This is a genomic window from Agathobacter sp. (genome assembly GCF_977054825.1).
Window position 1 is genome coordinate 1 of record NZ_CDRTEH010000012.1, and the last position, 13,497, is coordinate 13,497.

Consider the following 13,497-nt stretch of genomic DNA (forward strand, 5'->3'; position numbering starts at 1 on the left):
CAAGAAGTTACTCCTATTATAACAGAAATAAGCGTTTTGAGCTTATAAAACTCTTAGAAAATCAAGAACTTTTAAATGAGTGTGGAATTTACTTCTGCACTGGAATTTACTTTTTCAAGTTAGCAATATAGGGTAATCACATGATAATAATCAAAAATCCCACAGAGCAAATGCCCTGTGGGATAAAATATATACCGTGACTAATGAATTAGTCCTCTCCGTATAATTTAACGAGTTTCTCAAGGTGTGTATAACGTGCCTTAGCTGTCTCCTCAGACTTAGCAAAGAGCTTCTCTGCTCTCTCTGGGAATGGCTTGATAAGACGAGTATAACGTGCCTCGTTGTTAAGGAACTCCTGGTAAGATCCGTCGCCGGCCTTTGATGTAAGAGTGAATGGATTCTTTCCTTCAGCCTTGAGTGCAGGGTTGAATGAGAAGAGGTTCCAGTATCCAGCCTTAACAGCCTTCTTCATCTCATCCTGGCAGTGGTTCATACCGCCCTTAGCGATACCGTGAAGCTCGCAAGGTGCGTATCCGATGATGAGTGATGGTCCCGGATAAGCCTCAGCCTCTGTGATGGCCTTAACAGCCTGTGCTGGGTTTGCTCCAAGAGCGATCTGTGCAACGTATACATATCCGTAGCTCATAGCGATCTCTGAAAGTGACTTCTTGCTTGTCTCTTTACCAGCTGCTGCGAACTGACATACCTCACCGATGTTAGAAGCCTTAGATGCCTGTCCACCTGTGTTAGAGTACATCTCAGTATCGAATACCATTACGTTTACGTTCTCACCAGAAGCAAGTACATGGTCTAATCCACCGAAACCGATATCATATGCCCATCCGTCACCACCGAAGATCCATACAGATTTCTTTCCGAGGTAATCCTTCTTAGCAAGTACTTCTTTAGATTTCTCACATCCGGCTGCTGCTGCCTTCTCTAACTCTGCGATAAGAGCTGTTGTTGGCTCAACGTTTGCCTTTGTGTCGTCCTTTGTCTCAAGGAACTTGTCTGCTGCTGCCTTGAACTCAGCTGTAGCCTTGTCTGATGCAGCAATCTCTTTAACAAGCTCGATAGCCTGGTCACGGAGATATCTCTGTCCAACTTCCATACCTAAACCATGCTCAGCATTATCCTCGAAGAGTGAGTTAGACCAAGCTGGTCCCTTCTTAGAGTTGATATTTACTGTGTATGGTGATGTAGCTGCCGGGTTACCCCAGATAGAAGAACATCCTGTTGCGTTAGAGATGTACATCTGCTCACCGAAGAGCTGTGTAATAAGTCTAGCGTAAGATGTCTCAGCACATCCTGCACATGAGCCTGAGAACTCAAGGAGTGGCTGGTTGAACTGTGATCCCTTAGGTGTTGTATCAACCATTCCGGCATCTGTCTTCTTAGAAACGTTAGCTACTAAGTAATCAAATACTGGCTGCTCTGCTGCCTGAGACTCCTGTGGCTGCATTGAGATAGCTGCTGTAGGACAAACTGTGATACACTCACCACATCCCATACAGTCAAGTGGAGATACGCTCATTGTATACTTGTAAGCGCCTGCCTTTGGCTTCATATCAGCAACCTTCATATTGTCAGGAGCTGCCTTTACTTCGTCATCTGTAAGTAAGAATGGACGAATTGTAGCGTGAGAACATACAAATGCACAGTTGTTACACTGGATACACTTCTCTGGATCCCACTGTGGAACTGTAACAGCTGTTCCTCTCTTCTCGTATGCAGAAGCACCTGTTACATACTGTCCGTCTGCCTTGTCAGCGAATGCTGAAACCGGAAGGCTGTCTCCATCCATCTTAGCGATTGGATCAAGGAGCTCGTTAACAAGCTTAACAACCTCTGGACGTCCTGTACGCTCTGCCTTAGGAGCATCTGCCTCAGGATTCTTCCAAGACTCTGGTACCTCTACCTTATGTACAGCGTCAACACCGGCATCAATAGCCTTGTAGTTCATCTCTACTACTGCGTCACCCTTCTTTGAGTATGACTTCTTAGCAGCAGCCTTCATGAACTCAATAGCCTTGTCGATTGGCATTACATCAGCGAGTTTGAAGAATGCAGACTGGAGAATTGTGTTAGTTCTCTTGCCCATTCCGATCTCGATAGCCTTGTCGATAGCGTTGATTGTGTAAAGCTGAATGTTGTTGTCAGCGATATATTTCTTTGCATCTGCGTTGAGGTGATGAGCAAGCTCTTCATCTGACCACTGGCAGTTGATCATGAATACTCCGCCCGGCTTAACGTCCTGAACCATCTTCATGCCCTGGATAACGTATGCAGGGTTGTGGCATGCTACGAAGTCTGCCTGGTTGATGTAGTATGGGCTTCTGATTGGGTTGTCACCAAATCTCAAGTGAGAAATTGTAACACCACCGGTCTTCTTTGAGTCATACTGGAAGTATGCCTGGATATATTTGTCTGTGTGGTCACCGATGATCTTTGTAGAGTTCTTGTTAGCACCTACAGTACCATCTCCGCCGAGACCCCAGAACTTGCACTCTTTTGTACCAGGTGCAGATGTGATAGGAGCTGGCTTAACCTCTGGAAGTGAAAGATTTGTAACATCATCCACGATTCCAAGTGTAAATCTGTGCTTAGGAGCATCCTTCTCAAGCTCTGTATATACAGCGAATACTGATGAAGGTGGTGTATCCTTAGATCCTAATCCGTAACGTCCGCCTACTAATACAACATCGTTCATACCTGCTTCACGAAGTGTTGTAGCAACGTCTAAGTATAATGGCTCACCAAGTGATCCTGGCTCTTTTGTACGGTCTAATACAGCGATCTTCTTTGCTGTCTTTGGAATAGCATTAAGAAGAGCCTCTGAAGACCATGGACGGTAAAGACGTACTTTGATAAGTCCGACTTTCTCTCCCTTTGCTGTTAAGTAGTCGATTACTTCCTCAGCTACATCGTTGATAGAACCCATAGCGATGATTACACGATCAGCGTCCGGTGCTCCGTAGTAGTTGAATAATTTGTAATCTGTACCAAGCTTAGCATTAACCTTGTCCATGTACTTCTCAACAACTGCTGGAAGCTCATCATAGAACTTGTTACATGCCTCTCTATGCTGGAAGAAGATATCTCCGTTCTCGTGTGATCCACGAGCTGCTGGATGCTCTGGGTTAAGAGCGTGTGCTCTGAATTCAGCAACTGCATCCATTGGACACATCTCTTTGAGATCTTCATAATCCCACTTCTCAATCTTCTGGATCTCATGAGAAGTACGGAATCCATCGAAGAAGTTGATGAATGGAACCTGTCCCTCAAGTGCTGCACAGTGTGCAACCGGTGAAAGATCCATAACCTCCTGTGGATTTGTCTCACAAAGCATTGCGAAACCAGTCTGACGACAAGCATATACATCACTGTGATCACCGAAGATATTCAGTGCATGTGAAGATACTGTACGAGCTGATACGTCAAATACGCAAGGAAGATTCTCACCTGCGATTTTGTACATATTAGGGATCATAAGTAAAAGTCCCTGTGAAGCTGTAAATGTTGTAGTAAGTGCACCAGCTGCAAGAGATCCGTGAACTGTACCAGCGGCACCTGCCTCAGACTCCATCTCAACTACCTTTACAGTGCTTCCGAAAATGTTCTTCTGTCCTGCTGCTGACCACTGATCAACTGTATCAGCCATCGGGCTAGAAGGTGTGATAGGATAGATTCCTGCAACCTCTGTGTAGGCATATGCTACATGAGCGGCAGCGGTATTTCCATCCATCGACTGTTTTGCTCTAGACATGATATTTCCTCCTGTAAAATAAATGTTCAATTATAGACATGAATCAGAATGTCTCTACATAATAGTTTAGTTTGTGTGATGTAAAAAATCAAGTTTTTTTAGCAATACATTGTACAAAAACCCTAAAATATTTATTAACAAGGTAAAATTTATGTACAAAAGGGCACAATGGCTATAAATCGCCTGTAAAACACTTGCAAAATACTGGTTTTACGTTAAAATAGAAACGATGTGTTACAGAAACGAACAGGTTATTAAATAAGAAAGGATTGAATAAAGACAAAATGATTAGTGCAAACAATATTACATTAAGAATTGGTAAAAAAGCTTTATTTGAGGATGTCAACATAAAATTCACCGAGGGAAACTGCTATGGACTTATAGGTGCAAACGGTGCCGGCAAGTCTACATTTTTAAAGATTCTCTCAGGACAGCTTGAGCCTACAAGCGGTGATATCGCAATCACTCCGGGACAGAGACTGTCATTCTTACAGCAGGATCACTTCAAGTACGATGAGTTTACAGTACTTGATACGGTTATCATGGGCAATAAACGCCTCTATGATATCATGAAGGAGAAGGAAGCCATCTATATGAAGGAGGATTTCTCAGACGAGGACGGAATCCGTGCAAGTGAGCTTGAGGCCGAGTTTGCAGATATGGACGGCTGGAACGCTGAGTCTGATGCAGCTACTCTCTTAAACGGTCTCGGTGTGCCTACAGAGGATCACTACACTCTGATGGCAGACCTGCCGGGTGCAGTAAAGGTCAAGGTGCTTCTCGCACAGGCACTGTTTGGAAATCCTGACATACTGCTTCTCGATGAGCCTACCAACCACTTAGACCTCGATGCTATCTCATGGCTTGAGGAATTCCTCATCAATTTTGAGAATACGGTCATCGTTGTATCCCATGACAGATACTTCCTCAACAAGGTCTGCACCAACATCGCCGACATGGATTACGGTAAGATCCAGCTCTACGCCGGAAACTACGATTTCTGGTATGAATCAAGCCAGCTCATCGTGCGTCAGATGAAGGAAGCAAACAAAAAGAAAGAGGAAAAAATCAAGGAGCTGCAGGAATTTATCCAGCGTTTCTCTGCCAATGCCTCTAAATCAAAGCAGGCTACATCAAGAAAACGTGCCCTTGAAAAAATCCAGCTTGATGAGATACGTCCTTCAAGCCGTAAATACCCATACATTGATTTCCGTCCTGAGCGTGAAATCGGAAACGATGTGCTCTTTGTCGAGGGCATCTCAAAAACCATCGACGGCGTAAAGGTACTTGACAATATCTCATTTACAGTTAACCATGATGACAAGATTGCATTTGTCGGTGGAAACGAGCTTGCAAAAACAACTCTGTTCAAAATCCTTGCCGGAGAGCTTGAGCCGGACGAAGGTTCATACAAATGGGGTGTCACAACAAGCCAGTCATACTTCCCAAAGGACAATACCACAATCTTTGATACTGATGAGCTCATCGTTGACTGGCTCACACAGTACTCAGAAATCAAGGATGCCACATATGTACGTGGTTTCTTAGGCCGTATGCTCTTTGCCGGCGAGGATGGAGTAAAGAAAATGAGAGTACTTTCCGGAGGAGAAAAGGTTCGAGTACTGCTCTCCCGCATGATGATCATGGGAAGCAATGTGCTCATGTTCGATGAGCCTACAGACCACCTCGACATGGAGTCAATCACAGCATTAAACAACGGAATGATAAAGTTCCCGGGAGTAATCCTCTTTGCCTGCCGTGACCACCAGGTAGTCCAGACAACTGCCAACCGAATCATAGAATTCCTGCCAAACGGTTCAATGATCGACAAGATCACAACCTATGACGAATATCTTGAGAGTGATGAAATGGCACGTAAGCGTCAGGTCTACTCAATGAGCGAGGACGATGAAAACGACAACTAAACGCTAATTAATTAAAAAGAAGCATCCCAAAGCCGGGATGCTTCTTTTTATTAAGCCGAAAGTGAGGTTGGGGATTCCCAGCCTTTCTTTGACTATAAAAACATATTATAATTATATCCACTGTTGTAGGCCTGTGTATAACTTCCATCGGCGCCATATGTGTTAGTCTTTTCTGCCTCATTCTTTGCGGCATACTCAAGCATTGAAGCCTTGCTTGCCACTGCGTAAGCATAAGAGCCGTTTCCCTTAAAAAGTGCATCAACCTTGGTCGAATCAGCCTTTTTAAAGGTATCCTCGTCCACAGACAGCTTTCCGGACTTGGAATCCACTGTGATTCCAACCTTCGCAAGCGACTTTGCATTGACATCTGTAAGTGATTTCAGTGACTCAAGATTTCTCGAAATCTGCTTTGTCTCGGAATCATCCGCAACATTAATGAGGCTGTTGTAATCAGACACAAAAGCCGACACCTTCTTGTACGTAGCATCTGTATCATCCTTGCCGCTGTTTTTGTAAAGAGCCTGCGCTGACTTTACCATATCCTCTGACTCCGTCTCGATGGACGCAAGTGTCTTCGCTGAATCCTTAGATGTAGAAACAGATGATGACACAAGAGACTGGGCCTTTGAATTAAGGTTATTTCCATAATATGACTTGAGAAGCTTGAAATAGCTGCCACTTCTAATGCCGCTATATGTAGTCATATCCATATTGGCTATAAAAGAAGACGCTGCATTGCTGCTTTTTCTGCTGCCTACGCCGGAAAACAGTGTGGATATGGATGATGAATCCCACATTCCTATTCCTCTCATAGTATCACTCCTTTGATAAATATGTAATCCGTTACCTTCTATATATTTTTAATATAGACACTTTCTCAGATTATGTCAAGATAATATCTACCGGTATTACCGACCTTTATATATCCTCTATCTGCCAGTCAACAGGCTCCACTCCATGCTCCTTAAGAAACTCATTAGCTTTACTAAAATGCTTACAGCCAAAAAAGCCTCTGTAAGCCGACAGCGGGCTTGGATGCGGTGCTGTCAATATCAGGTGCTTTGGATTTGTAAGCATAGGAATCTTCGACTGCGCCGGACGGCCCCAGAGCATATACACTATAGGTCTGTCCTGCTCATTTACAGCCTCTATGATTGCATCCGTAAACTTCTCCCAGCCGTGCCCCTGATGCGAGTTAGCCTGATGAGCTCTGACGGTGAGTACCGTATTCAAAAGCAAAACTCCCTGGTCTGCCCATTTCTTCAGGTATCCATTATTCGGGATATCACAGCCCAGATCATCGTTAAGCTCCTTGTAGATATTCTGCAGTGATGGTGGAATATCCTTCTGAGACGGAAGCACAGAAAACGACAGTCCGTGCGCCTGATTGACATTGTGGTACGGATCCTGTCCGAGGATGAGCACCTTTACCCTGTCAAGCGGTGTAAAATGCATGGCATTAAATATGTCATCTGCCGGAGGATATATCACATGTGTGGCATATTCATCTCTCACAAAATTGTACAAATCCCTGTAATACGGTTTTTTAAACTCGGCTCCCACAGCCTTTGCCCACTCACCGTCAAGCATACTCATAATCTCAATTTACCCGCCTATCTTCTGACCGACACACCTTTATCTGCCAGATAATTCTTTAAATCCATAATTTCAAGCTCCTTGTAGTGGAAAAGTGAAGCTGCAAGCGCGGCATCTGCCTTTCCCTCTGTCAGGGCCTCATAAAAATGCTCCTTTGTACCTGCTCCGCCCGATGCGATAACCGGAACCGAAACATTATCGGCAATAAGCCTTGTGAGCTCGATATCGTAGCCATCCTTTGTGCCGTCACAGTCCATGCTTGTAAGAAGTATCTCTCCTGCTCCAAGCTCATTTGCCTTAATAGCCCACTCAATGGCATCAAGGCCTGTATCTATGCGGCCTCCGTTCTTGTATACATTCCAGCCGCTTCCGTCAGCACGGCGTCTTGCATCGATTGCCACAACCACACACTGACTTCCAAACTTATCCGCAGCATCGCTGATAAGCCGCGGTGTATTTATAGCACTTGAATTTATTGAAATCTTGTCTGCACCCTCTCTAAGCAGTGCCTTAAAATCATCGACTGTTCTGATGCCACCGCCCACCGTGAACGGTATAAACACCTTTTCAGCAACCTTTCTGACCATATCCACAACAGTATTTCTGTTGTCACTTGACGCTGTGATATCCAGAAAAACCACCTCATCTGCGCCTGCCTTATCGTACGCAGCCGCAATTTCAACAGGGTCACCTGCATCTCTTAAATTAACAAAGTTTATGCCCTTCACAACACGTCCGTTATTCACATCCAGACATGGGATTATTCTCTTTGTAAACATATTATGCCTCCCCTATCCCTGCAAAATTTTTAAGTATCGAAAGTCCGACTGTGCTGCTCTTCTCCGGATGGAACTGGCAGGCGAACACATTATTTTTCTCAACGGACGCATGAATATGTGTGCTGTACTCTGTCGTTGCTTTGACAATTGCCTCATCAGCCGCTTTCAGATAGTACGAATGCACGAAATATACATATGGATGCTGCGAAAGACCCTTAAACAGCCTGCCGTTGTTCTGTAAATCAAGTGAATTCCAGCCTATGTGAGGTATTTTAAGCCCTTCCTTATCCGGAATGCGAAGTATCTGTCCGTCAAGCACATGAAGTCCCTCAACACCCTGACTCTCATCGCTTCCCTCAAATAACAGCTGAAGACCTAAGCATATGCCAAGAAACGGCTTATCCATGTCGCAGACCTCGTGAATCACCTTGTCAAGCTCATATTTTTTAAGCGAATCCATTGCATCTCCGAAAGCTCCGACTCCCGGAAGTATAACCTTGTCGGCATTTAAAATCTCATGCCTGTCTCTGGTCACCATACTCTCTTCACCTATAGCTGTAAGTGCCTTTTGTACGCTTCGCAGGTTGCCTGCTTCGTAATCGATGATTGCTATCATATTATTCAGTCTCCTCTTTAATGCCTAATTCATTTAGTTTCTGTGTCAGTGCCAGTGTATAGTCATCTCTATCATCTATATTATACAGAGCAATGGCATCATCGTATGATAAGCCATACTGACTGCTCAAGGTATCAGAAATAATGTTTTTAAGCTGCTCAAGCTGCAGCTCACATCCGTATTCCTTTGCATTGTCTGCATTTACAGCACATCGACCTGCCGCACATACCAAGGAATCCGCCGCCATTGTTACATAACCGGAATCGCTAAAGCTCTTATAGGCATCATACTTGCCTGACACTGCAGCAAGTACCGACAGCTTATTGTACAGCTTCTCGTCGTCACCCGAAAGCTTCAAGCCGCTCAGCCTGCTGTATGCCTTTGTATACAGCTCTATTGAATCAGCTTTATTCTGTCCCAGATCAGCTATTGCCTGGTTGTACGTATTCTGAGCATCAGTCACCTTGGAGTTGTTTCCGAGCAAAAAGGTGCATATGAGAACAAACACAACTATCGACATAACAAATACCCAGATTACTATAACAGGCCCCTTAGGAAGCTTAGGTTCCTTCTCCCATCCAATGCGCTCCTTCTTTTCCTTTGGAGCTTTTGGCTTTTTTTCTTTTTTAGGCTTTTTTGGCTTCTTTTCTTTTTTAGGCTTTTTGCCCTTCTTAGACTTATCCGATGCTTTGTTTGGCTCTCCGTTAGCATCCAGCGCTTCAAGTATCTGTTTATTCTCATCCGAGAGCATCTGTGCGTCAGTTTCTGTACCATCCGCCGTGCCCTGTGTATCTGTAACGTCATCTGACTGTGGCTCTTTTGTAAAAAATGATATTATTTTTTTAAAAAGGCTCTTTTTTGCGGTACCTTGCGCATCAAGCTCTCCATCAGTCGGCTCATGTACCTTCATCTGACGGCTTGCATAATCATCTATATCATTCCCTGTCTCATCGGTTTTTCCTTCAAGCAGATCACCGATATTATCCAAACCATCACTATCGAGTATATCAAGTATATCCTTTGATGCATTTCCTGCCAGATCAGGTTCACCTATTTCTTCAACCATCTGAGGTTTATTTGTTATTATACTCTCCGGAGTCTCCTCCTGCTTTGAATCCTCAGCCATTTCCGGCATATTTGTATCCATCATCTCTATCCCAGAATCTGCCGGTGTAAAATTAAGTACCGCATCGCTTAGATTATCGTCTGCTTTGTTTTCCTGATCATCTCCCTGAGTCTCCTCTTCCTTCATCCTTCGGTCAAACTCAGTGAGCATATCATCAAGTGAAGCATCCTTGTCATCAGGAGCCGGAGTCTGTACATTAAGAGCCTGCCCCTTGGCCTGCTCATTTTCTCTATCAAGCTCCTTTTCAAAGCTTGACAGATACTCATCATATGTCTCGTTTTCAAGCTCATCCTCAAACTTTTTAAGGAACTCATCCTGATCAGCCTCAGACATCTTCGTATCTGTATCCTGCAGCTTGTTCATTGAATCCAGCAAATTGTCCAGATAGTTTTCTGTCGATTTATCGCTCATTAGTATTCTCCATCTATAATCCATTAAAGGGTGCAGCTAAACAAGCCACACCCCCTTGTATCTAAATATATTATGCTTTATTAAGCAGCTTGTCAATCGCATCTACAAGCTTTCCGATTTCAGGCTTTGTAAGCTGTGCGTCTGCTCCGAGCTGTTCGCCCTTTTTCCTCATCTCTTCGTTTACCAGTGAAGAGAATATGATAACCGGTATATCTCTAAGCTCTGCATCCGATTTTACAAGCTTTGTGAGTCTGTGTCCATCCATGAGCGGCATCTCTATATCAGTTATAATGCAGTCAAGATGCTTTGTAATATCGCCCTTTTCCTGCATAGCCTTTATCTCATCCCAGGCCTCCTGACCATTCTCTTCCACGATGAGATTGGTATATCCGGACTTCTTAAGACACTCAGTGATGAGCTTTGACAATAAAGCCGAATCCTCTGCAATAAGAATTGTAGCATCACTTCTGTCTCTTGCCTCCATCTCATCAAGGTCGTTGACACGAAGCCCTGTCTGTGGACTGATAGAAGCTACTATAGCCTCAAAATCAAGGATAACTATCAGCCTGTCATTCATTTTGATAACACCCGTAGCTGTGCCGCCATGTTCACCCGTCAGTGTCTCGTCAGGCTTTATGATATTCTCCCACGATACGCGATGTATGCCGATGACCTGGTCTACATGAAATGCCACATTGAGCTTGTTGAAATTTGTAATGATAAACAATCCCTTTTCATCCGTCTGTGGCAGGTTAAGACAATTCTTTAAATTGATAACCGTAATCATTGTGTCACGTGGCATAAAAATTCCCTCAACACTCGGATGAGTATTCGGAACAGGAGTGACCGGCATATATTGCAGAATCTCTCTGATCTTTGCAACATTGATGCCGTAATGATTGTCTCCCAACGTAAATTCAAGCACCTCAAGTTCGTTTGTTCCTGACTCCAATAATATGTTTGTATCCATAATACAACCTCCGCCTCTTAGTAATCTAAGTATATCATATATTTTATAATTCAATCAAACTTTTTTCGTTATCTTTTATAACCGACATCGTGATGTTGTCACATGCTGTGCCCTGCGGTATCTTGAAGAGTAACACCACATCAACCGAACCGCCTGCCTTTACTGTTCCCTGAAAGGTATTAAGGGAATACGTAAGGAATGTACCCTCAGCCGTGTACTCCTTTCCATCGGGGAAAGTGGCCTTATATGTCCTCGCATTGCCAAACATATCAACATTTATATCCTCACCCGTCGGATTTTTAAGAGTAAATTTCATAACCGCAAAAGTATTACCGCTTCCTGCCGTCATAGAGTAGTATGAGCCCTCGTTATACACATCCGACTCAGTAGCTCCATTATATGTGATATCAAGGCTGCCGTAGCCTGTCGCCTCAGCAAGTGACACCTTCTTTTCCTGCGAGGCAGCGGGCTCTTTCTGCGAATTGCTGTTCTTGTCATTTCCGGCCTCAGATGTCTTATTATCCTGCGAATGTGAATTATCAGGCGACACCTCGTCCACTTTCTCAGTGTCCTCAGTAGCGTTAGTCATGCCATCCTGCTGGTATATATTGTGTTTTGCAACAACATATGCCGAATAATTCGCAATAAGGCTTTGTTCCGCATCAGTCATATCATATAATTGTGTTCCGCAGCCTGTAAGCGTTATAATTGCTGTAAATGCCACAGCTGCCATTTTTATATTTCTTCCTGTCATTGTAATAAACCCACTCTTGTTCTATGACTTTTATCCTAATAATATATATAGTAACACATTTATTCATTGTTTGCAATAAATAACTCAAGTTCAAACCAGAATTCTACACCATCCTTGTGATTTATGACACCATACCCTCTGTGATGCAGCTCCATAATAGCCTTTACTATAGACAGACCTATGCCGCTTCCGCCATATTCTCTTGTTCTGGCCTTGTCCACCTTGTAGAACTTATTCCATATATTGTCTATATCCTTTTCCGGTATCGGCTCTCCTGTGTTAAACACACTGACTCTCACATGGTCGCTGTACATACTGTATGATACAGTGATAGTTCCGCCTCTTGTGCAGTGATTTATCGCATTACTGATATAGTTTGTCACAACCTCCTCAATCTTGTACATATCACCGCTCACATATACACAATCGGTCCAGTCAAACTCAATTGCAGCCTCATTTTTTTGTGCCAGAAGCCTTGATGAGTCTATAACGCCCCTTATAAGCGATGTCAAATCAAACCTGGTCATCTCAAGCACATCACTGCCATCCTCCAGATGATTGAGGGATAAAAGCTTCATAACCATGCGGTTCATCTTGTCAGTCTCATCCATGATGACATCACAGTAGAAGTTACGGCTCTCATCATCATCGTTTACAACCTCCTTGAGCCCCTCAGCGTAGCCCGAAATTAGAGCAAGCGGAGTCTTTAGCTCATGTGACACGTTTGACAAAAACTCCTTTCTCATCTCATCTATCTCTTCTTTTTTCTTTATATCACGCTGTAATTCATTGTTTGCCACCTTTAGTCTTGTTATGGTCTGCTCAAGCGTCTGCGACAGCTCGTTCATATGCTCGCCAAGCACATAAAGCTCCTTTGCACTGTTTTCCGTATCAATGTATTTCGCATCAAAATCAAGCTTTGCCATCCTTGTCGACAGCTCAGTCATATTCCTTATCGGCCTGGTCATGTTGCGCGCAACAATATACGCCATAAACACTCCCACAACAATGGCAGCTACTGTGCCTATTGCAAAAAAGCGGTTCGATATGGATACGCTCTCCTTAATACTCTCAAGCGGTGTCTTCATGTATACAAAGTTACCGTCAATCAGTCTGTTATTTATGATGATATACTCTGTCCCCAGCCTTTTATCCTTCTGCCTTGTCATATTCAGGTTATTGTAGTCTGCCGAATAGGACGACATGCTCGCCTCCAAAAGCAGCTGGAATATTTCCTGATTGTCAGTGGTTCCCTCAATGATTACCTTACCGTACTTGTTGAACACAACCGCATCTATATTGGTGCCGACACATTTCTTTTCAAATGCTACAGCAAACGCATCATCTGACAGCTTGTCATTTTTTGCAGCCGAGTCCACCATTTTGTATACAGCAAGCATCTCTTTTTCCTTGTTAAAAACATAATACTTTTCCAGCAGTGTGTTATTGGCCAACCAAAACACTCCTACTATCAGAAGTACAATGAATGAAATCACAAGCGTAAGCTGTGTGGATAGTGTTTTTTTCTTTTTCATGCTGACACCTCTTGTCCCA

General features: G+C 43.7%; 10 protein-coding genes. 1 reads left to right on the forward strand and 9 read right to left on the reverse strand.

Annotation, left to right across the window (positions count from 1 at the left end):
* Nucleotides 1–208: 208 nt before the first annotated feature.
* A complete protein-coding gene (gene nifJ, locus ACW6PM_RS09785; RefSeq protein ID WP_443753580.1) occupies nt 209–3,766 on the reverse strand; it encodes a pyruvate:ferredoxin (flavodoxin) oxidoreductase in 3,558 nt (1,185 codons plus the stop codon).
* 284 nt (nt 3,767–4,050) lie between these two features.
* On the opposite strand from nifJ, the gene ACW6PM_RS09790 reads away from it, so the two are divergent.
* A complete protein-coding gene (locus ACW6PM_RS09790) occupies nt 4,051–5,691 on the forward strand; it encodes an ABC-F family ATP-binding cassette domain-containing protein (RefSeq protein WP_118257589.1) in 1,641 nt (546 codons plus the stop codon).
* A gap of 92 nt (nt 5,692–5,783) precedes the next feature.
* Here ACW6PM_RS09790 and fliD read toward each other — a convergent pair whose 3' ends face one another.
* From fliD to ACW6PM_RS09830, 8 genes are all read right to left on the reverse strand, one after another.
* Nucleotides 5,784–6,503, reverse strand: coding sequence for a flagellar filament capping protein FliD (fliD, locus tag ACW6PM_RS09795; protein WP_456057048.1), 720 nt, complete (start codon nt 6,501–6,503; stop codon nt 5,784–5,786).
* A gap of 106 nt (nt 6,504–6,609) precedes the next feature.
* On the reverse strand, nt 6,610–7,287 hold the full coding sequence (locus tag ACW6PM_RS09800) for a uracil-DNA glycosylase (protein WP_456057049.1): 678 nt from the start codon (nt 7,285–7,287) through the stop codon (nt 6,610–6,612).
* A gap of 17 nt (nt 7,288–7,304) precedes the next feature.
* Entirely contained in the window at nt 7,305–8,066 is a 762-nt protein-coding gene (hisF, locus tag ACW6PM_RS09805; RefSeq protein WP_308651423.1) for an imidazole glycerol phosphate synthase subunit HisF, read from the reverse strand.
* A 1-nt stretch (nt 8,067) separates the two neighbouring features.
* Nucleotides 8,068–8,682 carry an imidazole glycerol phosphate synthase subunit HisH gene (gene hisH / locus ACW6PM_RS09810; protein WP_456057050.1) on the reverse strand — a complete coding sequence of 205 codons (615 nt, stop codon included), beginning with the start codon at nt 8,680–8,682 and terminating at the stop codon, nt 8,068–8,070.
* Between the two features lies 1 nt (nt 8,683).
* Entirely contained in the window at nt 8,684–10,219 is a 1,536-nt protein-coding gene (locus ACW6PM_RS09815; protein WP_456057051.1) for a hypothetical protein, read from the reverse strand.
* A 70-nt stretch (nt 10,220–10,289) separates the two neighbouring features.
* Entirely contained in the window at nt 10,290–11,189 is a 900-nt protein-coding gene (locus tag ACW6PM_RS09820) for a chemotaxis protein (RefSeq protein WP_308668718.1), read from the reverse strand.
* A gap of 43 nt (nt 11,190–11,232) precedes the next feature.
* Nucleotides 11,233–11,943: a DUF4352 domain-containing protein gene (locus ACW6PM_RS09825; protein ID WP_456057052.1), complete on the reverse strand. Its 711-nt coding sequence runs from the start codon at nt 11,941–11,943 to the stop codon at nt 11,233–11,235.
* Nucleotides 11,944–12,002: 59 nt separating this feature from the next.
* Nucleotides 12,003–13,478 carry a sensor histidine kinase gene (locus ACW6PM_RS09830; protein WP_456057053.1) on the reverse strand — a complete coding sequence of 492 codons (1,476 nt, stop codon included), beginning with the start codon at nt 13,476–13,478 and terminating at the stop codon, nt 12,003–12,005.
* Between the last annotated feature and the right edge of the window lie 19 nt (nt 13,479–13,497).

What these genes read in the sequence shown, in the direction of transcription:
- ACW6PM_RS09820 (WP_308668718.1), bottom strand. Translation starts at nt 11,189, where the DNA reads ATGGATACAAACATATTATTGGAGTCAGGAACAAACGAACTTGAGGTG.
- ACW6PM_RS09825 (WP_456057052.1), bottom strand. Translation starts at nt 11,943, where the DNA reads ATGACAGGAAGAAATATAAAAATGGCAGCTGTGGCATTTACAGCAATT.
- ACW6PM_RS09800 (WP_456057049.1), bottom strand. Translation starts at nt 7,287, where the DNA reads ATGAGTATGCTTGACGGTGAGTGGGCAAAGGCTGTGGGAGCCGAGTTT.
- hisF (WP_308651423.1), bottom strand. Translation starts at nt 8,066, where the DNA reads ATGTTTACAAAGAGAATAATCCCATGTCTGGATGTGAATAACGGACGT.
- fliD (WP_456057048.1), bottom strand. Translation starts at nt 6,503, where the DNA reads ATGAGAGGAATAGGAATGTGGGATTCATCATCCATATCCACACTGTTT.
- ACW6PM_RS09815 (WP_456057051.1), bottom strand. Translation starts at nt 10,219, where the DNA reads ATGAGCGATAAATCGACAGAAAACTATCTGGACAATTTGCTGGATTCA.
- nifJ (WP_443753580.1), bottom strand. Translation starts at nt 3,766, where the DNA reads ATGTCTAGAGCAAAACAGTCGATGGATGGAAATACCGCTGCCGCTCAT.
- ACW6PM_RS09790 (WP_118257589.1), top strand. Translation starts at nt 4,051, where the DNA reads ATGATTAGTGCAAACAATATTACATTAAGAATTGGTAAAAAAGCTTTA.
- hisH (WP_456057050.1), bottom strand. Translation starts at nt 8,682, where the DNA reads ATGATAGCAATCATCGATTACGAAGCAGGCAACCTGCGAAGCGTACAA.
- ACW6PM_RS09830 (WP_456057053.1), bottom strand. Translation starts at nt 13,478, where the DNA reads ATGAAAAAGAAAAAAACACTATCCACACAGCTTACGCTTGTGATTTCA.